Below are 22,270 nucleotides of genomic sequence, written 5' to 3'. Positions count from 1 at the left end.
GTACGCAGGAGGAATACACTGTGAGAAATGAATATGAAAACGAAGCCTTTTTCCAGCAATACGCGCAAATGTCTCGCAGTCGGGAAGGGCTTTCCGCAGCGGGAGAGTGGCATCAGCTCAAGCCCCTTTTCCCGCCGCTGGAGGGAAAGTCCGTACTGGATCTAGGCTGCGGCTATGGTTGGCACTGCAAATTTGCTGTGGAACAGGGCGCCCGACAGGTGCTGGGCATTGATTTAAGCCCAAAAATGATTGAGGAAGCCAAACGGCGCAACCGTGGGGAAAGGATCCTCTACCAGGTGTGTGGGATCGAGGAATATGAGTATCCGGAGGCCGCATGGGACTGCGTGGTTTCCAATCTGGCTTTGCACTATATCGAGGACCTGAACTCCATTTTTGAAAAAGTACATCGGACACTGAAGAAAGATGGAATCTTTCTCCTCAACATCGAGCATCCTGTCTTTACCGCTGGCGTGGGACAGGATTGGTTCTATGGGGAAGATGGAACGCCGCTGTATTGGCCCATCGATCAGTACTTCCTGCCCGGAGAACGGATCACTCATTTTCTGGGCTGTGAGGTCCGCAAGCAGCATCATACACTTACCCAAATCCTGATGGGGTTGCTGCACAGCGGATTTGTTTTGGAAGCCGTGGAAGAGGTGGAGCCTTCTAAGGAAATGCTGGACATTCCCGGTATGCGGGATGAGCTGCGCCGGCCCATGATGCTGTTGGTACGGGCCAGAGCGGTGCATTGACGGGGCCAAACTGGATTTCTTTCAAAACTGTCACATTCTCGAAAGTGCCAGGACAGATTTCCATGTTAAAGTCTGTATTGTCAAAAGACGGTACAGACTTTTTCTTTGGAGGAACATAGTATGACGATTCTTGAGACCCGTGATCTGAAAAAATACTACGGCTCCGGGGACACCCAGGTAAAGGCCTTGGACGGCGTGGATCTTAGCATCCAGCAGGGAGAGTTTGTGGCCATTGTGGGCACCTCCGGCTCCGGCAAGTCCACGCTGCTCCATATGCTGGGCGGGCTGGACCGGCCCACCTCCGGCACTGTCACGGTGGACGGCAAGGACATCTTCGCCCTGAAGGATGAGGCCCTGACCATCTTCCGCCGCCGCAAAGTCGGCTTTGTGTTCCAGTCCTACAACCTGGTGCCGGTGCTCAGCGTGTGGGAGAACATCGTCCTGCCGGTGGAGCTGGACGGCAGGAACGTGGATGAGGCTTATGTGGAGGAGGTCATCGCCACCCTGGGCCTGGATAAGAAGCTCCGGAACCTGCCGGGCCAGCTCTCCGGCGGCCAGCAGCAGCGTGTTGCCATTGCCCGGGCTCTGGCCACCAAGCCCGCTATCCTTCTGGCCGATGAGCCTACCGGCAACCTGGACAGCCGGACCAGCCAGGATGTGCTGGGCCTGATGAAGGTGACGGGGCAGAAGTTTGCCCAGACCATGGTGATGATCACCCACAACGAGGAGATCGCCCAAATGGCCGACCGCATCGTCCGCATCGAGGACGGGCGGATCGTGACGCGGTAAGGGGGAAAGATCATGAACGTGGCAAACCGCAAGTGTGTGCGGCATCTTTCCTTCCGGAGCCTGCTGGCCAACCGGACGCGGAACTTTGTGGCGGTGCTGGCCATCGTACTGACCACCGTGCTCTTCACCTCACTTTTCACTATTGCCCTCTCCATCAACGAGGGCATCCAGCAGAACAACTTCCGCCAGGCGGGAGGCTGGTCCCACGGGACTTTCAAGTACCTGACAGAGGAGCAGTTTGAGAAATTGAAGGACGATCCGCTCATCGAGTCTTGGGGCCTGCGGCGATTTTTGGGCATGCCTACGGATGTCCCCTTCAACAAGTCCCATGTGGAGGTGGGCTATTCCGACGCCAACGAGGCCCACTGGAGCTACTGCGACCCCGTTGAGGGTCGGCTGCCCAAAGAGGGTACCGACGAGGCCGCCACCGACACCCATGTGCTGGAACTGCTGGGGGTAGAGCCCAAGCTGGGTGCCAAGTTTACCGTGACCTTTGAGGTGGATGGCCATGAGACCACGCAGACCTTTACCTTGTGCGGTTGGTGGGAGTACGACGAGGCGGTGGTGGCCAACCACATCCTCATTCCCGAGAGCAGGGTGGATGCGGTGCTGCAGGAGGTGGGCGTCACTCCGCCGGGAAGCGACGGCATGACAGGGGAGTGGAACCTGGATGTGATGCTGAAAAACGGCGCCCGCTCCATTTCCAAGGATCTCAATGAGATCTTGGAAAACCACGGCTACCAGAGCGAAACCGCCGGGGCAGACTACATTGCTTTGGGCGTCAACTGGGGCTATACCGGGGCGCAGCTCTCCGATAAGCTGGACCCCACCGTAGTCGCCATCATTGCGGGGGTGCTGGCCCTCATTCTGCTCACCGGGTACCTCATTATCTACAATGTGTTCCAGATCTCGGTGGCGGGGGACATCCGCTTCTACGGCCTGCTGAAAACCATCGGTACCACACCCCGGCAGCTCCGGCGGATCATCCGCACCCAGGCCATGCTCCTCTCCCTCATCGGCATCCCCGTCGGCCTGCTGCTGGGCTGGCTGCTGGGGGGCGTCCTCACCCCGGTCATCACCGCCCGACTCAACAACGTGACCACCGTGGTCTCGGTCAGTCCCCTCCTCTTTGTGGGGGCGGCAATCTTTGCCCTGGTGACGGTGCTCATCTCCTGCCGCCGCCCCGGCCGGTTGGCGGGCAAGGTGTCCCCGGTGGAGGCGGTGCGCTACACCGAGGGGAAGGCGCTGAAGCGGAAAGGCAAGCGAAGCGGCAAGGGGGTGTCCCTGCTGTCCATGGCCTGGGCCAATCTGGGCCGCAGCCGGGGCAAGACCTTCCTCACGGTGCTGTCCCTGACTCTTGCTGTGGTGCTGCTGACCCTGACCGTGACCTTCGCCAGTGGGTTTGACATGGACAAATATGTGTCCAATTTCACCGCCAGCGACTTCATCTTGGCGGACGCGGGGCAGTTCCAGACCGGCGGGGACGCGTTCAACGACGAGATGGCGGTGTCGCAGGAGGTCATCGGCGCCGTGAATGCCCAAGGCGGCATTACAGGCAGTGGCTGCATCTACGGCAAGACCGGCCCGGCGGTGGAATTTGTCACCGAGGAGTATTACCGCTCTGTCTGGAGCCAGTGGAATACCCCGGAGCAGCTTGACGAGGCCATCCGCTATATGGATCGCACGCCGGAGGGCCTGCTGGAGGACCGGGTACAGCTCTACGGCATGGATCCCTTTGCCCTGGACCATCTGACGGTGTTGGACGGGGATCTTTCAAAGCTGAGCGATCCTGATGGGAAGTATATTGCCGCTGTGTACAGCGATGATGACTACGGAAACCCGAATATGGACAGTTACTGGGCCCGGCTGGGGGATACGGTGACCATCCGATATGTGGAGGAGTATGAGTACTATGACGTCGATACCGGCGAAGTTTACGGCCCCTGGGAGAATGTGCCGGAAGGAGCTGCTTACGCCCAGCGGGCAGTAAAGTACCGGGATGTGGACTACACCGTGGCTGCTCTGGTGATGGTGCCCTACGCCTTCTCCTACCGCTACTACGGTGCCGATGAGTTTGTTATGAGCAGCGAGACCTTTATCCGGGATACCGGCACGGACTCCGTTATGTACTATGCCTTCGACACCACGGAGGAGGCCAACGCCGCCATGGAAGCCTTCCTCCAGGACTACACGGAGAACGTGAATCCCCAGTTTGACTATGAGAGCAAGGCCACCTACGCCGGGGAATTTGAGGGCACCCGGAGCATGTTCCTCCTGTTGGGCGGTGCCCTGAGCTTCATTGTAGGTCTGGTGGGCGTGCTGAACTTCTTCAACGCCATCCTCACCGGTATCACCGCCCGCCGCCGGGAGCTGGCCGTGCTCCAATCCATCGGTATGACATCCCGGCAGCTGCGAACCATGCTGGCATTGGAGGGCCTATTTTACACGCTGGGTGCGGTCCTCCTGGCCCTGGCGCTGATTGTGGTCACGGCGCCCTTTGTAGGCCCTGCCCTCAACGGACTGATCTGGTTTTTCACCTACCACTTTACCATCTGGCCCGTTGTCGTGGTGCTGCCCTTGTTCGGGGCGCTGGGCATTCTCATCCCGGTTTTGAGCTGCCGCGCTGCCCAGCGCTATTCCGTGGTGGAGCGCCTGCGGCAGGAGTGAGATACCAAGACAAAATAAAAGTCCCCCGCAAGCAATACTGCTTGCGGGGGACTTGGTGTCTTGTGAAAACAGGATGTCCTGCCGATGTCCCCATCAGATCAGGAAGCGGAAATGCGGTAGAGACGGCAGGGGCGTCCGCCGGTATCGTAGTTGACGGTAGAGCGGGCCTCGCCCCGTTCCACCAGATAGTTGACATAACGCCGGACTGTCACCACAGACAGGCCGGTCTGCCGGGAGATGGCCTCACTGGGCATGCCTTGGGCAGGGGAGGAGCGCAGGCAGGTCCGTACCTTTTCTAGCGTACTTTCCTGGAGACCCTTAGGGGGTTGCCAGTCGCCGGAACCGGCGGGAGAGAAGAGCTTATCCAGTGCGCTTTGTTCCACCAGGTTCCCTGCCAGCGCCTCTCGATGGCGGCAGAAAGTGTCCAGCGCCTGCTGGAACCGCTCCGCGGTGAAGGGCTTCATCAGATAGTCCACCACGCCCATTTTCAGCAAGGCGTCTACTGTGGGACCGGCATTGGCGGCGGTGACCATGATGGCATCTACATCGATTTGCTGGTGCCGGAGGGCTCGCAGCAGTTCCTCACCGGTGAATAAAGGCATATACACATCCAGCACTACCAAATCCACCGGGTTCTGCGCCAGCCAGTCCAGAGCCGTTTGACCGTCCTGGAAGGTTTGTACCACCTGAAAACGGGAGTCCCGCTCTACATAGGTGCGGTTGATCAGGGAGACCATGGGGTCGTCCTCTACAATAACCACGCGATACATTCAGCTCTCCTCCTTGTATTCTGGGTCGGGTCGAGATTCCTGACGGAAACTGACAAAAAAGGATGTGCCCACACCAGTCTCTGATTCCACCCGGATCTCTCCCTGATAGGCGTCCACCACTTCCTGCACCAGAGACAATCCGGTTCCCCGGCCCTGTCCCTTGGTGGTGCTCCCTTGCTGGAACAGGGTGCGCCGCAGGGCAGCAGGGATGCCCGGACCGGTATCCTCCACGCACAGCAGCAGGCCGCTCTCCTCCTCCCGGATGCTGACCGACACCTCTTTTATCCCTTGTCGGGACTGATTCAGGCTTTCAATCGCATTCTCAATGAGATTGCCCAGCACGGTAATACAGGCTTCCGGAGGCAGATAAGGACTTTCGGTGCTGAGGATGCTCTCCCGGTCCAGGGTGAGGCGGATGCCCAGCTCGTTGGCTCTGCTGGTTTTGCCCACCAGCAGAGCGGCCACCGAAGGCTCCTGGATCTGGTGCATGATGCGGCTTACCGCCTCCCGCTGGATACGGGTGGTGTCCATGATGTACTGCTGGGCCCGCTCGGGCTGGCCGATCTGCAGCAGGCCCAGGATCACATGGAGCTTGTTCATGAATTCATGGGTGTAGGCCCGCATGGCATCTACCATGTGCCGTACCCCAGTGAGATCGTCGGCCAGCCGGGTCACCTCAGTGCGGTTGCGGAAGATCCCAACCGCCCCGGCCAGTTGGCCGTTTTCGTAGATGGGCAGCCGGTCGGACAGCACCCGCACATCGGGCAGAGACTTCATACTCACATTGTATTCCGGCTTCCCGGTGTGCAGGATGCGCCCCAGGGTAGAGACTGGGTAGACGGTCCGGAGAGGTCTGCCCACGGCATCAGAGGGCAAAGACAGCAGCCGGGCGGCAGCAGCGTTGAAAAAGATGATCGTTTCATCCTTGTCGATGGCCAGAATTCCCTCCTCCAGGGCATCCAGAATATCCTCCCGTTGGTGAAAGCGGCGGGCGAAGGCCTCTGGTTCATATCCTTGCAGAGCATTTTTGATGCGCCGGGACAGACGCTGGGCCAGCAGCACTGCCACCCCCATTGCCAGCAGGCCCAGCAGCACCATCTGGAGGACCGTGACCAGCGTTACATGGGCCAGGCTGCGCCAATAGAGTCCGACCACCACGAAACCGATGACCTCTCCCGCGCCGTTGCGGATAGGGGCATAGGCAGAGTGCTCAGAGCCCAGGGGGCCGGTTTCGTTGGAGGTGTAGGGCCCCGCACCGGACAGGGCTGGGTTCTGGGCGTCCCCGGAGTAGAGAGTCCCCCTCAAAGCGGGGTCCGGGGCGTAAAAGAGCGTGTTTTTTAGATCTCCCACCAGGATCAGGTCGATATCGGAGGTATTGGCAGTGGCGGCATCCAGAAATTCCGCCAGCTCCGCCGGAGAGGCCTCGCCCTCCAGGGCCTGCCGCACCAGGGGAGACTGGGAGAGGATGGATGCGGAGTTGATGAGGTTCCTGTCCAGGGCACTCTGTTCGCCGCTCAGGATAACATAGAGAGCGCACGCCAGGGACAGCACCGAGGAGATGGCCACGATCAGCATGCTCAGTTGCAGCAGCTGAGCATGGATGGAGCGTTTGTGACGGGCTGGCATAAGACGCCCCCCTTTCTGTAATTTCCTCATTCAGTATAACGCGCTGCGGCCCACTTCACAAGCGCAGCGGAAACAAGATATCTTTCGTACAGAACGTTTTCAATAGTTTTTTTACTTTTAAAAGGCTTCCCAAAACGACTGCACCGGTCGTAAAATAGCCATCGCGAAAACGAGGTGATGTGTGTTTGCTTGAAGAATTCAAGGAATCGCTGGTTAGTGAGCTGGGGAACAAGACCGCTTTCACCATCCCGGTGTTGGGAGGCGTCCCGGTGGCCGACTCTGTGGTTGTCACGTGGATTATCATGGCCTTGCTGGTGGTGATCTCCCTGATGCTGACCCGGAAGCTCAGTGTACGGAGTCCCGGCAAGGTGCAGGTAGCCCTGGAGTGGGCGGTACAGTTTTTGAACGGCTTTGTCAAGACCAACATCGGCACCCACTGGCGGCCCTTTGCCCCCTGGCTGGGTACGGTAGCCCTGTACATCGGCTTTTCCAATCTGATTGGTATTCTCGGCCTGACGCCGCCCACAAAGGACATCAGCGTGACCACGGCACTGGCGATTATGAGCATGCTGCTGATCTATGGTTCCCAGTTCCGCTACAACGGGCTGCTGGGCGGGCTGAAGAAGTTTGCCGCCCCTATGCCGCTGCTGCTGCCCATCAACCTGATGGAGGTGGTCATCCGGCCCCTGGCGCTGTGTATGCGTCTGTTCGGCAATATTTTGGGGGCCTACATCATCATGGAGATGCTCAAGTTCGTGGTACCGGTGGTGCTGCCCGCCATTTTCAGCATCTACTTTGACCTGTTTGACGGTCTGATCCAGACCGTGGTCTTTGTGTTCCTCACCACGCTGTTTACCGGCGAGGGCATCAAGGACGAGGAGTAAACCGACGAAAGAAATCTTAGGAGGAAATCATCATGTCTATCGCTATCATCGCTGCAGCTATCGCCGTCTTCACCGGTATCGGCGCCGGTATCGGTATCGGCTTTGCCACCGGCAAGGCCAGCGAGGCCATTGCCCGCCAGCCCGAGGCTTCCGGCAAGATCAACAGTGCTCTGCTGCTGGGCTGCGCCCTGGCAGAAGGTACCGCCATCTTCGGCTTCATCACCGCTCTGCTCATCATCTTTGTTGGTTAAAGGGGGCGCCCCCAATGCTGGAGTTCCAACTTTCCACCATCGTCTTCACCATCATCAATCTGCTGGTGCTCTTCTTGATTCTCAGGAAGCTGCTCTTCGGCCGGGTCAACGCCGTGCTGGAGCAGCGGGCCGCCCTGGTGAAGAGCGAGATCGCCTCTGCCGAGGACAGCAACCGTCAGGCGGAGGAACTGAAGACTCAGTATGAGAGCAAGCTGACCGATGCCCGGCACGAGGCGGCCAAGATCGTGGCCGACGCCCAGAACCGCGCGCAGCGGGTCTATGAGGGCAAGATGGCCGAGGCCGAGACCGACGCCAAGCGGCTGCGCAGCGAGGCTGAGGCACAGATCGCCTCTGAGCGGGAGGCCATGCTGCGGGGGACCCGCAACGAGGTAGCCTCTCTGGCCCTGCTGGCCGCTGCCAAAGTGGCCCAGCGCTCCATGGACAATGCGGACGATAAGGCGCTGGTGGATACGTTTTTGTCGGAAGTGGGGGAAAAGGTATGAGTGAGCTGGCCCACCGTTATGCTGAGGCCCTCTATGACCTCTCTCCCGATGAGGAGTCCCTGCGCGCTACCGCCCAGGCTATGATGGCGGATGCCGCTTTGTGGGAATCCCTCCGCTCTCCCGCTGTACAGACCTGGGAGAAGGAGCACATCCTGGCCCGGCTGCCCGTTCTGGAGGGCCACGGCCTGCTGCTGCGTTTCTACTGCCTGCTGGCAGAAAAAGGGCGCATGGCTCTGCTGCCTGACATTCTGGAGGCCTTTCACGATAAGGCCTTGGCCCGGCGGGGTGCGGCCCGCTGCCGCCTGAGCTGCGTCCGCGTGCCCGGGGAAGAGGAGCAGGAGAAGCTCCGTCAGGCTCTGTGCCGCCTGCATCACAAGCAGGATGTGGAATTTGATGTGCGCATCGATCCGTCCCTGCTGGGCGGCTTCACGCTGGAGATCGAGGGCGTGACGTATGATAAAAGCGTCCGCGGGGCGCTGGCCGGTCTGACCCGGCAACTGGAAAAGAGGCGAATGGCATGAAAAGCAAACCTGAAGAGATCGTCTCCATCCTGCGGGAGGAGATTCAAGGATATGATACCCGGGTGCGGCGGGATGAGACCGGTACCGTTCTGGAGGTAGGAGACGGCATTGCCACCGTCTACGGACTGGACAAAGCGGTATACGGCGAGTTGGTGGAGCTGGACACCGGCGTCAAGGGCATGGTCATGAACCTGGCCCGGGACAGCGTGGGCGTGGTGCTGCTGGGCAGCGAGGCCGGTGTTCGGGAGGGCACTGTGGTCAAGCGCACCGGCCGTGCCGCCGACGTACCCGTGGGCGACGGCCTGGTGGGCCGCGTGGTGGACGTGCTGGGCCAGCCCATCGACGGCCTGGGCCCCATCGAGACCACCGAGACCCGTCCCATCGAGCATGAAGCCAGCGGCGTGGTCAGCCGTGAGCCGGTGAACGTGCCCCTTCAGACCGGTATCCTGGCCATCGACGCCATGGTGCCCATCGGCCGTGGCCAGCGTGAGCTGATCATCGGTGACCGCCAGACCGGAAAGACCGCCATCGCGGTGGACACCATCCTGAACCAGAAAGGACAGGACGTGATCTGCATTTACGTGGCCATCGGGCAGAAGGCCTCTACCGTGGCCCGGATCCAGGATACCCTGAAGAAGCACGGCGCCATGGACTACTCCATCATCGTCTCCGCCACCGCCAGCGAGTCCGCTCCCTTGCAGTACATCGCCCCTTACTCCGGCGCCGCTATGGGCGAGTACTTCATGAGCAAGGGCAAGGACGTGCTCATCGTCTACGACGACCTCTCCAAGCACGCGGTGGCCTACCGGACGCTGTCCCTGCTGCTCAAGCGGTCCCCGGGCCGTGAGGCCTACCCCGGCGACGTGTTCTATCTGCACTCCCGTCTGCTGGAGCGGGCCTGCCGCCTGACCAAGGAATACGGCGGGGGCTCCATGACCGCGCTGCCCATCATCGAAACCCAGGCCGGCGATGTGTCCGCCTACATCCCCACCAATGTGATTTCCATCACCGACGGCCAGATTTATCTGGAAAACGACCTGTTCTTCTCCGGTCAGCGCCCCGCCGTCAACGTGGGATTGTCCGTGTCCCGTGTGGGCGGCTCTGCCCAGACCCGGGCCATCAAGAAGACCGCCGGTACCCTGCGGATCGACCTGGCCCGGTTCCGGGAGCTGGAGGTATTCACCCAGTTCGCCTCCGATCTGGACCCTGCCACCCAGCAGGCTCTGGATCATGGCCGGCGGCTGCTGGAGCTTTTGAAGCAGCCCCTCTATCACCCCATGTCGGTGAGCCGTCAGGCCATCATCCTCTATGTTGCCACCAACGGCCTGGTGGATGATGTGCCCCTGGACAAGGTGCGCTCCTTCGTGCTGGACTTCGCCCAGGAGATGGAGACCGAGCACGCCGATGTGGCGGACGAGATCGAATCCACCGGAAACCTCAGCGGTCCTGCCGTGGAGACCATTCGTGCGGCGCTGGACGATGCCAAGAAGCGGGTGAGTGCCACATGGCAAGCATAAAGGAAATCCGCACCCACATCAAAAGCGTGGAGCAGACATTGAAGATCACCAACGCCATGTATCTCATCTCCTCCTCCAACCTGCGCAAGGCCCGCAAGCAGCTCACCGATGTGGAGCCATTTTTCCAGAAGATCGAGACCACCATCTCCGATATCCTGCACCACTCCCCGGAGATCAACCACATCTTCTTCGATAAGCGTCCCGGCATCCTGCCTCAGGACCGGAAGATCGGCTACATCGTGGTCACCGGAGACAAGGGCCTGGCCGGTGCCTATAACCACAATATTTTGAAGCTGGCTGAGCAGAAAATGAGTCAGCACCCTAACACCAGCCTCTTTGTGGTGGGACAGGTGGGCCGCTCCTACTTCCAGGAGCACGGTGTGCCCATTGACGGGGAGTTCCTCTACACCGCCCAGGATCCTACAGTAAGCCGGGCCCGGGATATTGCCGAACCGCTGCTGGACCTCTATTTGGGAGGACAGCTGGATGAAGTCTATATGATCTTCACCAAGATGGTCAACTCCTTTCAGATGGAACCCACCATCCACAAGCTGCTGCCGTTGGATCCGGATGTGTTCCCCGAATATGAGAAAAACCGGGATGCCTACAATCGGGATGTGGTGTACGTTCCCTCCGTGAAAGCAGTCATGGACCGCCTGGTTCCCGGTTATATCGAGGGCGATATCTTCGGGGCTCTGGTGGAGTCCTACTGCTCCGAGCAGAACGCCCGCATGACGGCCATGAAGTCCTCCAGCGACAACGCCAGGACCATGCTGCAGAATCTGAATCTGGCCTATAACCGGGCCCGTCAGGCCGCCATTACCCAGGAGATCACCGAGGTGGTGGGCGGTGCCCAGGCTGCGCTGTAAGCGCCATTTCAACGTAAATGTATGAACGCCCGAAAGGGGATTGCGATATGAACGAAAACAAAGGAACCATTGTACAGGTCATGGGACCTGTGGTAGACGTGGCCTTCACCAACGGCACCCTGCCTGAGATCAAGGAAGCTCTTGAGGTGGAGCTGGACGGCAAGCGCCAGGTGATGGAGGTTGCGCAGCATGTGGGCGGCGACACGGTCCGCTGCATCATGCTCTCTCCCAGTGAGGGCCTGGGCCGTGGCATGGAGGTGACTGCCACCGGTGCCCCCATCTCCGTGCCCGTGGGCGAGGGCGTGCTGGGCCGTATGTTCAATGTCCTGGGTGATGCCATCGACGAGAAGGGTCCGGTAAAGACCCGGGAGAAGTGGTCCATTCACCGCCAGCCCCCTGCTTTCGAGAACCAGCGTCCCGTGGTGGACATCTTTGAGACCGGCATCAAGGTCATTGACCTGCTGGCCCCCTATGCCAAGGGCGGCAAGATTGGCCTGTTCGGCGGCGCCGGCGTGGGTAAGACCGTGCTGATTCAGGAGCTGATCCACAACATCGCCACCGAGCATGGCGGCTATTCCATCTTCACCGGTGTGGGCGAGCGTACCCGTGAGGGCAACGACCTGTGGCGTGAGATGAGCGAGTCCGGCGTCATCGAGAAGACCGCCCTGGTCTTCGGACAGATGAACGAACCCCCCGGAGCCCGTATGCGGGTGGCCCTTACCGGATTGACCATGGCGGAGTATTTCCGAGACCAGGAGAAGCAGAATGTGCTGCTCTTTATCGACAACATCTTCCGTTACGTCCAGGCCGGCTCGGAGGTTTCCGCCCTGATGGGCCGTATGCCCTCCGCCGTGGGCTATCAGCCCACGCTGGCCAACGAGATGGGCGCCCTGCAGGAGCGAATCACCTCCACCAAGGACGGTTCCATCACCTCCGTGCAGGCTGTCTACGTCCCTGCCGACGACCTGACGGACCCTGCCCCCGCCACCACATTCGCCCATCTGGACGCCACCACCGTCCTCTCCCGTAAGATCGTGGAGCAGGGCATCTATCCCGCTGTGGATCCTCTGGAGTCCACCTCCCGGATCCTGGAGCCAGATGTAGTGGGTGAGCGCCATTACAAGATCGCCCGGGGCACTCAGGAACTGCTTCAGCGCTACCGGGAGCTGCAGGACATCATCGCCATTCTGGGTATGGAAGAGCTGAGCGAGGAGGACCGCCGCACCGTGGAGCGGGCCCGCCGCATCCAGCAGTTCTTCTCCCAGCCCTTCTCCGTGGCCGAGCAGTTCACCGGCCTGGAGGGCCGCTATGTGAAGCTGGAGGATACCCTCCGCTCCTTTGAGACCATCCTGGGGGGCGAACTGGACAAGTACCCCGAGGCTGCTTTCAGCAACGTGGGCAACGTGGACGAAGTCATCGCAAAGGCCAAGAAAATGGGGGCGGTATAAATGGCCGAATCCGGTACCTTCTATCTGGAAATCATCACCCCGGAGCGCCAGTTCTACATCGGCACCGCCGAGGCCCTGGTGATTCCTGCGGTGGATGGGGAAATGGGCATCTACCCCGGTCACGAACCGGTGGTCACCGCCATTGAGCCTGGTGAGCTGCGCTATAAAACGGAGGGGAAGTGGGAGCCCGCCGCTGTGGGCGCCGGTTTTGCCGAGGTCAAGCCGGACTATGTGATCCTGCTGGTGGGCTTTGCCGAGCACCCCGAGGAGATTGACCGCAGGCGGGCTGAGGCTGCCAAGAAGCGGGCTGAGGAGCGCTTGCGGCAGAAGCAGAGCATCCACGAGTATTACCACTCCAAGGCTGCCCTGGCCCGGGCCATGGCCAGACTGAAAACCCGCCGCTGAGTCCTTCTCCCGGCTGGGGAAAGTGGCCCATAGCATGCTTTTAGGCGGGGGCGCTGTAGATTTGATTCTGCAGCGCCCCCGCTTTTATACTGCAATGGGGAAAAACAGGCTTCTTCCTTGTATATGGTTTGCTGCCCTTTGCCGATTCTTCCTGCGCGTCTTGGCGTTTGTGCATGGCTGTGCTATAATGCCTGTAACGAAAGCGGGAAGAGGAGGTGGCTGCCGTGGCCGTTGAGAACGGCGAATGGATCATGCGGGGGCTTCCCTGGGACGACCCCTATCGCATCCGCAGCTGGCAGGAACTGATCGCTTGGATTGATGAGATCGGGTTTCTGCCTCTTTTCAAAAATGAAATCGGCGGCTTTTCTGCTGAGGAGCACACCTCCGACCTCTATTGGTGGTCCGGAGATCCGGAACAGGATCCGTGGGAGTGGCGGCAGCTGATTGCCCGCAGCGGCCAGGTGGCCTACGGCAAGTTTTTCGGCAAAAAAGCCGGATTTATTTCTAAGGCATGGTTTCCCCATTTTGCCAACTGGCGGCGGGATGGCTATGACTTTGACAGCCGGTGGGATGAAGGACTGGCCAGCATGCGCCAAAAGCGCGTCATGGATCAGTTCGGCGTCAAGGGAGAGTTGTACTCCTTTGAACTCAAGCGCATGGCGGGATTCGGCAAAGAGGGCGAAAAGAACTTTGAGGGGACAATCACCGATCTCCAGATGGGCGGCTACCTGCTGATCCGGGATTTCCGGCAGCGCCTCAACAAAAGAGGACAGCCCTACGGATGGCCCATCTCCATCTATACCACTCCGGAGACCTTGTGGGGCTACCAGCATATCTCCTCCGCCTATTCCGCGGAACCCACACAGTCCAAGGAGCTGGTTTATCAGCAGGTTTGCAGAAATTTTCCGGCGGCCACTGAGGCCACCCTTCAAGCGGTGCTGGGATGGGATCGCTGAACATCTCAGGCACCCAATCATGCAGCACGGAGGAATCAACATGAACTTTGACACCCGAAAGCTGGTCTGGACCAGACCGCCGGAGCGTTTCCGCATCTCCCCGGACCAAATTACCATTACCACCCAGCCCCATACGGACCTGTGGCAGCGCACCTACTATCACTTCCGCAACGACAACGCTCCGGTCCTGCAGATGGAGACCGAGGAGCCCTATTTCAGCTTCGTGGTCAAAACCGACTTTGCCCAAAGCAAGCACCGCTTTGACCAGTGCGGCATTGTCCTCTATCTGGACAGCGAAAATTGGCTCAAGGCCTCCGTGGAGTACGAGACGGAGACCCTCCAGCACCTGGGAAGCGTGGTCACCAACGACGGCTATTCCGACTGGGCCACCACCGCCATTGACGGCAGTATCCGGACCATGTGGTATCGTCTCAGCCGGCGGGAGGATGACTATCGGGTCGAGTGCTCTCCCGACGGTGTCACGTTCCAACAGATGCGGATCTGCCACATGCGCAAGGGGGGAGGCATCATCCGGTTTGGGATCTACGCCTGTTCTCCGGAGGACTCCTCCTTTACGGCGGTGTTTTCCCAGATGCATCTGACCGAATGCCAGTGGCTGGTCCACACCGGGCAACAGCCGGACAAGGAGCTTTGATATGATTCGAGACATTTGCAAAGACGAGGCCTTTCTGTCCCAGAAGGCCCAGCCCGCCACACCGGATGACCTGCCCGTCGCCGTCGATTTGCTGGAGACCTTGGAGCATCACAAGGATGGCTGCGTGGGAATGGCAGCCAACATGATCGGGGTGAATAAGCGCATCATTGCCTTTGACAACGAGGGGAAATACATGGTCATGTTCAACCCGGAGATTATCCGAAAGTCCGGTCCCTACAGCGCGGAGGAGGGGTGCCTCTCCCTCTCCGGTATCCGCCCCGCCAAGCGGTGGAAGTCCATCAAGGTGCGCTGGCAGAACGAGAAGTTTCAGGAGCGGCTAAAGACTTTCACCGGCTGGACGGCCCAGATCATCCAGCATGAGGTGGATCACTGCGAGGGGATTCTCATATGAAAAAGTGCAGAATCACCGTCATGCGCATCACCCGGTACGAGGAGCTGATGGCTCAGTACGAAAACCCCATCTCCCACGCCTGCGATATGGAATTAGGACAGGTTTTCGTTGCCAACGGCTGGGAAAAGCCGGAGGGCTTCTGCCAGAGTGCCTGGGACAGCCTCTCGCCCTTTGTGCTGGCCTTGAGCCACGGGGGAGAGAATTTCTACGACGGCTGGATGAAGAATCCCAAGTCCGCCATGCTCTCCTGCAACGACGGCTTCCGGCCGGTGAGCTTTTTGGTGGAAGCCCTGGACGAGGACGCGGACTGAGGAGGAAAAGCCATGTTTCAGGATAAGGTTGCGGTGGTTACCGGCGGCGCCAAGGGGATCGGCAGGGCCATCACGGAGGAATTTCGCAAGGCGGGCGCCCGGGTATGCGTCATCGACTTGCTGCCGGGTGTCTACTATATAGGGGACCTGGCGGACCAGGCCGTCCTGGAGGACTTTGCCCGAAAAGTCATCGCTGACTATGGCCACGTGGATTACCTCATCCATAACGCCCTGCCCCTGATGAAAGGGATCGATACCTGCACCTATGAGGAGTTCAACTACGCCCTGCGGGTGGGGGTAACCGCACCCTTTTATCTCACCAAGCTGTTCGCCCCGCATTTCGCCCCAGGGGCCGCCATCGTGAACATCTCCTCCTCCCGGGATCGGATGAGCCAGCCCCAGACAGAGAGCTACACGGCGGCCAAAGGGGGAATTTCTGCGCTGACCCATGCCCTGGCGGTGAGCCTGGCGGGAAAAGTACGGGTCAACTCTATTTCTCCCGGTTGGATTGACACGGACTACACCGTCTACGAGGGACCCGATGCCTACCAGCAGCCTGCCGGCCGGGTGGGCAACCCCATGGACATCGCCAACATGGTACTCTACCTCTGCTCCGACAAGGCAGGTTTCATCACCGGGGAAAATATTTGCATTGACGGCGGCATGACCCGCCAGATGATCTATCACAATGACTTCGGCTGGACGCTGCGGGGAGGGAAAGAGAAATGAAAACCGCCATCTGCTACTACTCCCGGCACCATGGAAACACGCTGAAAATTCTGGAGGCCATGGCGCAGGAGGGCGGGGTGGACCTCGTGGATGTGACCACACGGCAGACCGTGAGACTGGAGGAGTACGACTGCATCGGCTTTGCCTCGGGCGTCTATTTCGGGAAGTCCCACCAGAGCGTCCTGGCCTTTGCCCGGCAGTATCTGCCCCGGAGAAAGCCGGTATTCTTCGCCTGCACCTACGGCGGTGCCAGGGGCGACAGCATGAATGCCCTCTCGGAGATCGCCAAGGAGAAGGACTGTCCGGTGCTGGGGGAATTCGGATGCAGGGGCTACGACACCTTCGGCCCCTTCAAGCTGGTGGGCGGCATCGCCAAGGGCCACCCGGACCGGCGGGATCTGGACAACGCCCGCTGCTTTTACCGCGATATCAGAGAATCCTGTGAAAGGGGTGCGCAGCAATGAGAATCGCCATTCTCTCCGACACCCACGGACTGCTGCGGCCGGAGGTTGTGGAGCATTTGAAAACCGCCGACGCGATTCTCCACGGTGGTGACATCAATCAACAGGCCATCGTGGATGGACTGCGGCAGTATGCGCCCCTCTACATCGTCCGGGGCAACAACGACAAGGAGTGGGCGGTGGACATCCCCCACGACCTAACCGTTACCCTGGGGGGCGTGATCTTCTGCATGGTCCACAATAAAAAAGAGGTCCCTGCGGACCTTTCCGGGGTGGATGCGGTGGTGTTCGGCCACTCCCACAAGTATGTGCAGGAGGAGCGGGATGGCCGTCTCTGGCTCAATCCCGGCTCCTGTGGCCCCCGGCGCTTCCACCAGGAGATTACCATGATGATGGCGGAGGTGGAGAATGGGGAGATCCATGTGGAGAAGATCACCATTCCCCATAAGGTGAAGTGATGGAGCTGGGTCTGACCTTCCCCCTCCAGCGCTTTTTAAAAGTGAAAACGCCGGCCTATGGCACAGAGCCGGACCGGCGTTTGTGCTGGGATCTCCACGTCATTGACCTGCGGGGACGCAAGTGCCTGCTGGCTGTCCACTGCTACAGCCGATACACTTTCGTGCGCTATGACGTGCCGCCCCTCCAGTGGACGGACATTCCTGGGCTCTTCCGGGAGGGACTTTTGGAGAGCCTCGTTGCCGCCGGGTTTTCCCAAGAACAGGTGGAGGGGTACCTGCAACAGGCGGGGCCTTTTGAGATCACCCGCACCCACGGCCGCCGGGAGGTGGCGTTCCTCAACCGGGCCTGGGAGGATGTACTGGCGCTGGACCTGTGTCTGGACACCGATCATCAGGCCCAGCTTTTGCTGGATCATGCCGTCAACACCCGCCCCAGCAGATGCGCGGGGGTTGACGGGTTGGAAACGGCATTGGAGCGGATCCGTGCAATATTGTATCAATGAAAGGTATCAGCATGAAGACGGAATACGTTCAAATTGGTACTGCCCCCGGAGTTTTATATGGGGAGCCTGCCAATCAAGGATATCTCTTCCTCCATGGCCAGATGGGCCGTAAGGAAGAGGCGGAAGCCTTCGCCCGGGTAGCCTGCCCCAAGGGGTATCAGGTGCTGTCCGTCGACCTGCCCGGTCATGGGGAACGGCAGGGCCGGGACGAGGAATTGACGCCGTGGGCAGCGGTGCCGGATATCCGGGCGGCGCTGGACTGGGCAAGGTACCGCTGGAGATCCGTCTCCCTCCGGGCCAACAGCATCGGGGCCTACTTTGCCATGCTGGCTTTTGCTGCACCGGATCGGGCCCTGCTGGCCTCTCCCATTCTGGACATGGAGGGACTGATTCTGACCATGATGGGCTGGGCCGGAGTGACGGAAGAGCAGCTGCGGAAGCAAGGTGAGATCGCCACCTCTTTCGGCCAGACACTATCCTGGAAGTACCTGCGCTGGGTGCGGGAGCATCCGGTCCATGACTGGACCTGCCCTGTCCGCATCCTCTACGGAAGCCGGGACAATATGACTTCCCGCCGGACCATGGATGAATTTGTCCGCAGACACGGGGCAAAGCTCACTGTGATGGAGGGGGGAGAGCACTGGTTCCACACGCCTGAGCAATCCGCTGTACTGCAAAAATGGGAGGAGACAGAGACTTGAATACCGAAGAATGCCTGATCTGTCAGGCACCGCTGGAATATCTGACAGAGGGCCAGGTTATGGAGTGTGCCATCTGCCATAAGAAAGAGCGCAGCAAGACCCGCTGCGTGAATGGACACTATGTGTGCAGTGACTGCCATACCCAGGGGATGGACAGTATCTTCGGAGTATGTCTCGCGGAGACATCCACGGATCCTGTTGCCATTCTCCGGCAGATGATGGACATGCCTTTTTGCCACATGCACGGCCCGGAGCATCATGTGATGGTGGGGGCGGCCCTGCTTACCGCTTACAGGAATGCCGGCGGTCAGCTGGATCTGGAGAAGGCCCTCCGGGAGATGTACAGCCGGGGCAAAGAAGTTCCCGGCGGAGCCTGCGGCTTCTGGGGTGCCTGCGGGGCTGGAATCAGCGCAGGACAGTTCCTGGCCATCGCTACGGAGTCTACGCCTCTGGCTGTAGAGCCCTGGGGGCTGAGCAATCAGATGACTGCCCGGGCTCTGGAGAGCATCGGCAAGGCGGGCGGCCCCCGGTGCTGCAAGCGGGACTCCTTTCTGGCCGTCCTCACAGCCATCGACTTTGTTCAGGAGCACCTGGGGGTGGAGATGAAGCGGACGATCCCCGTCTGTTCCTACAGTTCGCAGAACAACCAATGCATCGGAAAACGATGCCCCTTCTCGGCGGTCCGGCACAAAAAGCCCAAAGTAGCATTTCTCTGCGTCCACAATTCCTGCCGCAGCCAGATAGCTGAGGCTTTTGGGAAAAAACTGGCCGGGGCTGTGTTTGAAAGTTTTTCCGCCGGTACCGAACCCGGCTCCCGGATCAACCCCGATGCCGTACGCCTGATGAAGCAGGCCTACGGCATTGACATGGAGCTGACCCAGCATAGCAAGCCCCTATCCGATCTGCCGGCCGTTGATATCGTGGTGACCATGGGCTGTAATGTCCAGTGTCCGACACTGCCATGCTCCCATCGGGAGGACTGGGGACTGGACGACCCCAGCGGCAGGGAAGACAGCGCGTTTCTCGCCGTTATGGCACAGATCGAGAGAAAGATTCTGGACCTGAAGCAACGCATCCAGATGGGGGAACTGAGATAAGCCTGAAGGGAAAGTCACCCAGAGATTCTGACAATCCAGAATCTCTGGGTGGCTTTTGGCTTTATAGAAAATTCAGAAGGTGACCGTGCGGCTGGGCTCGGTGAAGGAGGAGAAAGTAGCGGTGGCTTCTGTCAGGGCAAATACCGTAGTGTTGCCGTCACCGGGTGTATAGGCGGACCGGAGATCAGGGTACGCATCCAGCATATGTTCCTGGGCGGCGACCTCAGGGACCTCCACGGCTTTGGCCGCTACCCGCAGCCAGTGGCTGCCGTCAAAGGCGCAGATTTCCACTTTGGGATTCGCCAGCATCTGCTTGGCAACATCTTTCTTCCGGCCGGTTTGAATGGTAAGCTGCCCGTTATAAAGATCGATGGTGCCGAAGGGGCGCACCCGGGGCTGATCTGCGTCCATGGTGGCCAGGTAATAGGTGCCGCAGGTTTTCAAGAATTTGTAGACTTCTTCCATGGGGAATCCCTCCTTGGTTTTTCTCCATTTTATACCTTGAAGCCCTGCAGCGTCAAGCTGTCCCGGGGGAACGGAAGAACGTGAAAAAGAAGCCGCAAGCACTTGGCTTGCGGCTTCTTTTTACTGATTCAATCCCTTATCTCTTACAGCTTCCCCCACAGCAGCTGGATCCGAATACGCCGGAGAGCAGCCAGCCTACCAGGGCCATGTACGCCATGGAGGTGAGGGGGCTGGAGGTGATGACGCAGCTTCCGGTGGAGCAGCCCAACAGATAGTAATACCCCAGACCCACCAGCCCGCCGCCCAGGATAAACAGGGCCGGGCGCAGCCATTTTTTCATGAGATCCTTCATATTAGCCGCCTCCCGCCAAATATTCCTCCGCCATGTGGACCGCCGTGGCTCCGTCGGCTACCGCCGTCACCACCTGGCGCAGGGGTTTCGTCCGCACGTCGCCCACGGCATAGACGCCGGGGAGACTGGTTTTCGTGGTCTCGTCTGCGATGATGTAGCCGCTTCGATCCAGTTCCAGCTGGCCTGCTACCAGCTCGGTAGCGGGCTTTCTGCCCACACTGATGAACACGCCGTCGCAGGGGATGACGGTCTCTCGCCCGGTGTTTACATTCTTCAGCTTTACGCCGGTGAGTTTATCCTTGTGGAGCAGCTCTGTGACGGTGCTGTTCCAGCAAAACTCGATGTTTTCCGCCTCCATCAGCGGCGCATGGTAGACCTTGGTGGCCCGCAGGGTATCCCGCCGGTGAACCAGAATCACCTTTTTGGCAATGCGGCTGAGGAGCATGGCGTCTGCGGCGGCGGAGTTGCCGCCTCCCACGACTACCACCGTCTTGCCCTTGTAGCGTATCCCGTCGCAGGCAGCGCAGTAGGCCACACCCCGGCCGGTGAGGGCAGCCTCGTCCGGGAGGCCCAGCGCTCTGGGATTGGCGCCGGTGGCCAGCACCACGGCTCTGCTGTAGAAGGTGCCCTCACTGGTCTCCAGAACCTTGGGAGAGGCGGCGAGATCCATGCGCTCCACCTGGGCATACGCGCTTTTGGCGCCGAAACGCTCCGCCTGCCGCTGCATTTTCTCCGCCAGGGTGAAGCCGTCGATTCCATCCTCAAAACCGGGATAGTTGTCGATCTCCTCCGTCAGGGCCATCTGCCCGCCGGCCGAGAGCTTCTCCAGCGCCAGAGTGTCCAGCCCCGCCCGGGCTGCGTAGAGGGCCGCAGTGTAGCCGCCGGGGCCGCCGCCCACTACGATCAGATCGTAAACATGGATCCCGCTCATGGATTCCGCCTCCTTACTTTGCCAGAGCTTCCTGGATGAATTGGTCGATGGCTGCCTTGGAGCCGGGGTTCACCACGGAGTCCACAGCCTTTCCGTTCTTGTACAGGATCAACGTGGGGATCACGTCTACCCGCTCCGCTTCGGCCAGCTGGCCCTCCTCGTCAATGTTGATCTTGGCCACTTCCATGCGGTCGCCGTATTCCTCGGCGATCTTCTCGTAAACAGGCCCGATCCGGCGGCAGTAGCCGCACCAGGGAGCCCAGTAATCCACCAGGAGAGGCTTGTCCCCGCTCACCCTTTGCCGGAATTGCTCTTTGTTGATATTGATAGCCGCCATGTTGGTCAGCTCCTTTCTTTTGTTTGGCCTTAGTATATCCAAAAATGAAGGGGGTTTCTGTGATGAAATCACACGGGACCCCATGATTCCCGAAGACGCAGGGAAGGAGAGTCGGAATCAGAAGCCTTGACAAGAAAGGTAAAAACGCTATAATGAACAATGTTCAAGTTGGGGGCGGTTGAATGAATCCCGTTGTGACGTCGAAAGAGGAAATTTTGAAAACCAGCCGGAAGCTGATTCAGCAGCAGGGCTGGACTGCGATCAATATTCGCTCGGTGGCGGCGGCCTGCGGCGTGTCGGTAGGATCTATCTACAATTATTTTGACTCCAAGTCGGCGCTGGTAAGCGCGGTGGTGGAAAGCATCTGGTGCGAGATCTTCCATCGGCCGGAGGATGGAGCCGTGTTTCAGGATACCCTGGCCTGTGTCACCTGGATGTATGAGCGGATGAAGTACGGCTGCAGAAACTATCCCGGCTTTTTTACACTGCACGCTTTGGGTTTCCTGGGGGAGGACAAGTCAGGCGGGCGGCAAAAGATGCAGCAGACCTGGCAGCACATTCTGGAGGAGCTGTGCGCCGTTTTGAATCGGGACAGTCAAATTCGCCCTGGTGCCTTTACCGGGGAATTTACAGCGGAGGAATTTGCGGACGTCCTGTTTTCCTTGATGCTGTCCGCTTTTTTGCGGCAGGATTACGACCCTTCCGCCGCGCTGGAGATCGTCCGCAGGACGCTGTATTGAATTTCCGCGAAGACGAATATGAAATATCACGTTAAGGACAAAGGAGAAACACGATGCAGGCAATCATGGAGACCCTGTTTGATGCGGTCTATCTGATTTCGGTCATCACCATCGGGATCCTGATGATCCGGGGCAGCAAGGGCAGCAGCCAATTCCGCCT

The 22,270-nt window shown here is 59.6% G+C and carries 28 protein-coding genes and 1 pseudogene; 23 read left to right on the top strand and 6 right to left on the bottom strand.

Annotation, left to right across the window (positions count from 1 at the left end; translation table 11 throughout):
- Positions 1 to 20: 20 nt before the first annotated feature.
- From ACT67G_RS06670 to ACT67G_RS06660, 3 genes are all read left to right on the top strand, one after another.
- Positions 21 to 752, top strand: a complete 732-nt coding sequence (locus ACT67G_RS06670; RefSeq protein WP_443663635.1) for a class I SAM-dependent methyltransferase — start codon at positions 21 to 23, stop codon at positions 750 to 752.
- Between the two features lie 120 nt (positions 753 to 872).
- On the top strand, positions 873 to 1,541 hold the full coding sequence (locus tag ACT67G_RS06665; protein WP_443663634.1) for an ABC transporter ATP-binding protein: 669 nt from the start codon (positions 873 to 875) through the stop codon (positions 1,539 to 1,541).
- A gap of 12 nt (positions 1,542 to 1,553) precedes the next feature.
- A complete protein-coding gene (locus ACT67G_RS06660) occupies positions 1,554 to 4,208 on the top strand; it encodes an ABC transporter permease (RefSeq protein ID WP_443663633.1) in 2,655 nt (884 codons plus the stop codon).
- A gap of 98 nt (positions 4,209 to 4,306) precedes the next feature.
- Here the strand turns inward: ACT67G_RS06660 and ACT67G_RS06655 are convergent, their stop codons facing one another.
- Both ACT67G_RS06655 and ACT67G_RS06650 read right to left on the bottom strand, forming a co-directional pair.
- A complete protein-coding gene (locus ACT67G_RS06655) occupies positions 4,307 to 4,978 on the bottom strand; it encodes a response regulator (protein WP_443663631.1) in 672 nt (223 codons plus the stop codon).
- Positions 4,979 to 6,604, bottom strand: coding sequence for an ATP-binding protein (locus tag ACT67G_RS06650; protein ID WP_443663629.1), 1,626 nt, complete (start codon positions 6,602 to 6,604; stop codon positions 4,979 to 4,981).
- Between the two features lie 185 nt (positions 6,605 to 6,789).
- On the opposite strand from ACT67G_RS06650, the gene ACT67G_RS06645 reads away from it, so the two are divergent.
- From ACT67G_RS06645 to ACT67G_RS06555, 19 genes and pseudogenes are all read left to right on the top strand, one after another.
- A complete protein-coding gene (locus tag ACT67G_RS06645; protein WP_325247874.1) occupies positions 6,790 to 7,488 on the top strand; it encodes a F0F1 ATP synthase subunit A in 699 nt (232 codons plus the stop codon).
- A 32-nt stretch (positions 7,489 to 7,520) separates the two neighbouring features.
- A complete protein-coding gene (gene atpE, locus ACT67G_RS06640; protein ID WP_326215901.1) occupies positions 7,521 to 7,739 on the top strand; it encodes an ATP synthase F0 subunit C in 219 nt (72 codons plus the stop codon).
- 14 nt (positions 7,740 to 7,753) lie between these two features.
- Positions 7,754 to 8,242 carry a F0F1 ATP synthase subunit B gene (atpF, locus tag ACT67G_RS06635; protein WP_443663626.1) on the top strand — a complete coding sequence of 163 codons (489 nt, stop codon included), beginning with the start codon at positions 7,754 to 7,756 and terminating at the stop codon, positions 8,240 to 8,242.
- A complete protein-coding gene (gene atpH, locus ACT67G_RS06630) occupies positions 8,239 to 8,763 on the top strand; it encodes an ATP synthase F1 subunit delta (RefSeq protein WP_443663624.1) in 525 nt (174 codons plus the stop codon). Before atpF ends, atpH begins: the two co-directional genes overlap by 4 nt.
- Positions 8,760 to 10,280 (top strand): F0F1 ATP synthase subunit alpha, encoded by a 1,521-nt coding sequence (gene atpA / locus ACT67G_RS06625; protein ID WP_443663622.1) that lies wholly within the window; start codon positions 8,760 to 8,762, stop codon positions 10,278 to 10,280. The genes atpH and atpA overlap by 4 nt, the downstream gene beginning before the upstream one ends.
- Positions 10,268 to 11,149, top strand: a complete 882-nt coding sequence (gene atpG / locus ACT67G_RS06620; RefSeq protein ID WP_443663620.1) for an ATP synthase F1 subunit gamma — start codon at positions 10,268 to 10,270, stop codon at positions 11,147 to 11,149. Before atpA ends, atpG begins: the two co-directional genes overlap by 13 nt.
- A 47-nt stretch (positions 11,150 to 11,196) precedes the next feature.
- Positions 11,197 to 12,597 (top strand): F0F1 ATP synthase subunit beta, encoded by a 1,401-nt coding sequence (gene atpD / locus ACT67G_RS06615; protein ID WP_443663618.1) that lies wholly within the window; start codon positions 11,197 to 11,199, stop codon positions 12,595 to 12,597.
- The gene (locus tag ACT67G_RS06610; RefSeq protein ID WP_325244595.1) at positions 12,598 to 13,002 is read left to right on the top strand and encodes a F0F1 ATP synthase subunit epsilon; all 405 of its coding nucleotides are present in this window, start codon (positions 12,598 to 12,600) and stop codon (positions 13,000 to 13,002) included.
- Between the two features lie 224 nt (positions 13,003 to 13,226).
- Complete coding sequence (locus tag ACT67G_RS06605) at positions 13,227 to 13,958, top strand: AlkZ-related protein (protein WP_443663616.1); 732 nt, start codon at positions 13,227 to 13,229, stop codon at positions 13,956 to 13,958.
- A gap of 40 nt (positions 13,959 to 13,998) precedes the next feature.
- Positions 13,999 to 14,613, top strand: coding sequence for a DUF1349 domain-containing protein (locus tag ACT67G_RS06600; protein WP_443663614.1), 615 nt, complete (start codon positions 13,999 to 14,001; stop codon positions 14,611 to 14,613).
- A 1-nt stretch (position 14,614) separates the two neighbouring features.
- Entirely contained in the window at positions 14,615 to 15,025 is a 411-nt protein-coding gene (locus ACT67G_RS06595) for a peptide deformylase (protein WP_443663612.1), read from the top strand.
- Entirely contained in the window at positions 15,022 to 15,336 is a 315-nt protein-coding gene (locus ACT67G_RS06590; RefSeq protein ID WP_326215911.1) for a TIGR04076 family protein, read from the top strand. Before ACT67G_RS06595 ends, ACT67G_RS06590 begins: the two co-directional genes overlap by 4 nt.
- Before the next feature lie 12 nt (positions 15,337 to 15,348).
- Positions 15,349 to 16,065, top strand: coding sequence for an SDR family NAD(P)-dependent oxidoreductase (locus ACT67G_RS06585; RefSeq protein WP_443663610.1), 717 nt, complete (start codon positions 15,349 to 15,351; stop codon positions 16,063 to 16,065).
- On the top strand, positions 16,062 to 16,529 hold the full coding sequence (locus ACT67G_RS06580) for a flavodoxin family protein (RefSeq protein WP_325247037.1): 468 nt from the start codon (positions 16,062 to 16,064) through the stop codon (positions 16,527 to 16,529). Before ACT67G_RS06585 ends, ACT67G_RS06580 begins: the two co-directional genes overlap by 4 nt.
- Positions 16,526 to 16,984: a metallophosphoesterase family protein gene (locus ACT67G_RS06575; protein WP_443663608.1), complete on the top strand. Its 459-nt coding sequence runs from the start codon at positions 16,526 to 16,528 to the stop codon at positions 16,982 to 16,984. Before ACT67G_RS06580 ends, ACT67G_RS06575 begins: the two co-directional genes overlap by 4 nt.
- Positions 16,984 to 17,487: a DUF6933 domain-containing protein gene (locus tag ACT67G_RS06570; RefSeq protein ID WP_443663607.1), complete on the top strand. Its 504-nt coding sequence runs from the start codon at positions 16,984 to 16,986 to the stop codon at positions 17,485 to 17,487. Before ACT67G_RS06575 ends, ACT67G_RS06570 begins: the two co-directional genes overlap by 1 nt.
- An 11-nt stretch (positions 17,488 to 17,498) precedes the next feature.
- Entirely contained in the window at positions 17,499 to 18,188 is a 690-nt protein-coding gene (locus ACT67G_RS06565; RefSeq protein ID WP_443663605.1) for an alpha/beta hydrolase, read from the top strand.
- Positions 18,167 to 18,850, top strand: a pseudogene (locus ACT67G_RS06560) (DUF5714 domain-containing protein); the annotation flags it as partial. The gene ACT67G_RS06565 and the pseudogene ACT67G_RS06560, both read left to right, overlap by 22 nt.
- Entirely contained in the window at positions 18,842 to 19,285 is a 444-nt protein-coding gene (locus ACT67G_RS06555; protein ID WP_443663674.1) for an arsenate reductase ArsC, read from the top strand. The pseudogene ACT67G_RS06560 and the gene ACT67G_RS06555, both read left to right, overlap by 9 nt.
- A gap of 72 nt (positions 19,286 to 19,357) precedes the next feature.
- Here the strand turns inward: ACT67G_RS06555 and ACT67G_RS06550 are convergent, their stop codons facing one another.
- The 4 genes from ACT67G_RS06550 to trxA all read right to left on the bottom strand — a co-directional run bounded on the left by ACT67G_RS06550 (position 19,358) and on the right by trxA (position 21,370).
- On the bottom strand, positions 19,358 to 19,750 hold the full coding sequence (locus ACT67G_RS06550) for a pyridoxamine 5'-phosphate oxidase family protein (protein ID WP_443663604.1): 393 nt from the start codon (positions 19,748 to 19,750) through the stop codon (positions 19,358 to 19,360).
- Between the two features lie 136 nt (positions 19,751 to 19,886).
- Positions 19,887 to 20,102: a hypothetical protein gene (locus ACT67G_RS06545; RefSeq protein WP_443663603.1), complete on the bottom strand. Its 216-nt coding sequence runs from the start codon at positions 20,100 to 20,102 to the stop codon at positions 19,887 to 19,889.
- A gap of 1 nt (position 20,103) precedes the next feature.
- Positions 20,104 to 21,033, bottom strand: a complete 930-nt coding sequence (trxB, locus tag ACT67G_RS06540) for a thioredoxin-disulfide reductase (RefSeq protein ID WP_443663601.1) — start codon at positions 21,031 to 21,033, stop codon at positions 20,104 to 20,106.
- A gap of 13 nt (positions 21,034 to 21,046) precedes the next feature.
- Entirely contained in the window at positions 21,047 to 21,370 is a 324-nt protein-coding gene (trxA, locus tag ACT67G_RS06535; RefSeq protein WP_443663600.1) for a thioredoxin, read from the bottom strand.
- Positions 21,371 to 21,552: 182 nt separating this feature from the next.
- Here trxA and ACT67G_RS06530 point away from each other — a divergent pair, with 182 nt between their 5' ends.
- Positions 21,553 to 22,110: a TetR/AcrR family transcriptional regulator gene (locus ACT67G_RS06530; protein ID WP_443663598.1), complete on the top strand. Its 558-nt coding sequence runs from the start codon at positions 21,553 to 21,555 to the stop codon at positions 22,108 to 22,110.
- The last annotated feature ends 160 nt before the right edge of the window (positions 22,111 to 22,270 follow it).

This window comes from Dysosmobacter sp., from assembly GCF_052306735.1.
Taxonomy (GTDB): Bacteria; Bacillota; Clostridia; order Oscillospirales; family Oscillospiraceae; genus Oscillibacter.
This window is presented reverse-complemented; position numbering and strand designations above follow the sequence as displayed.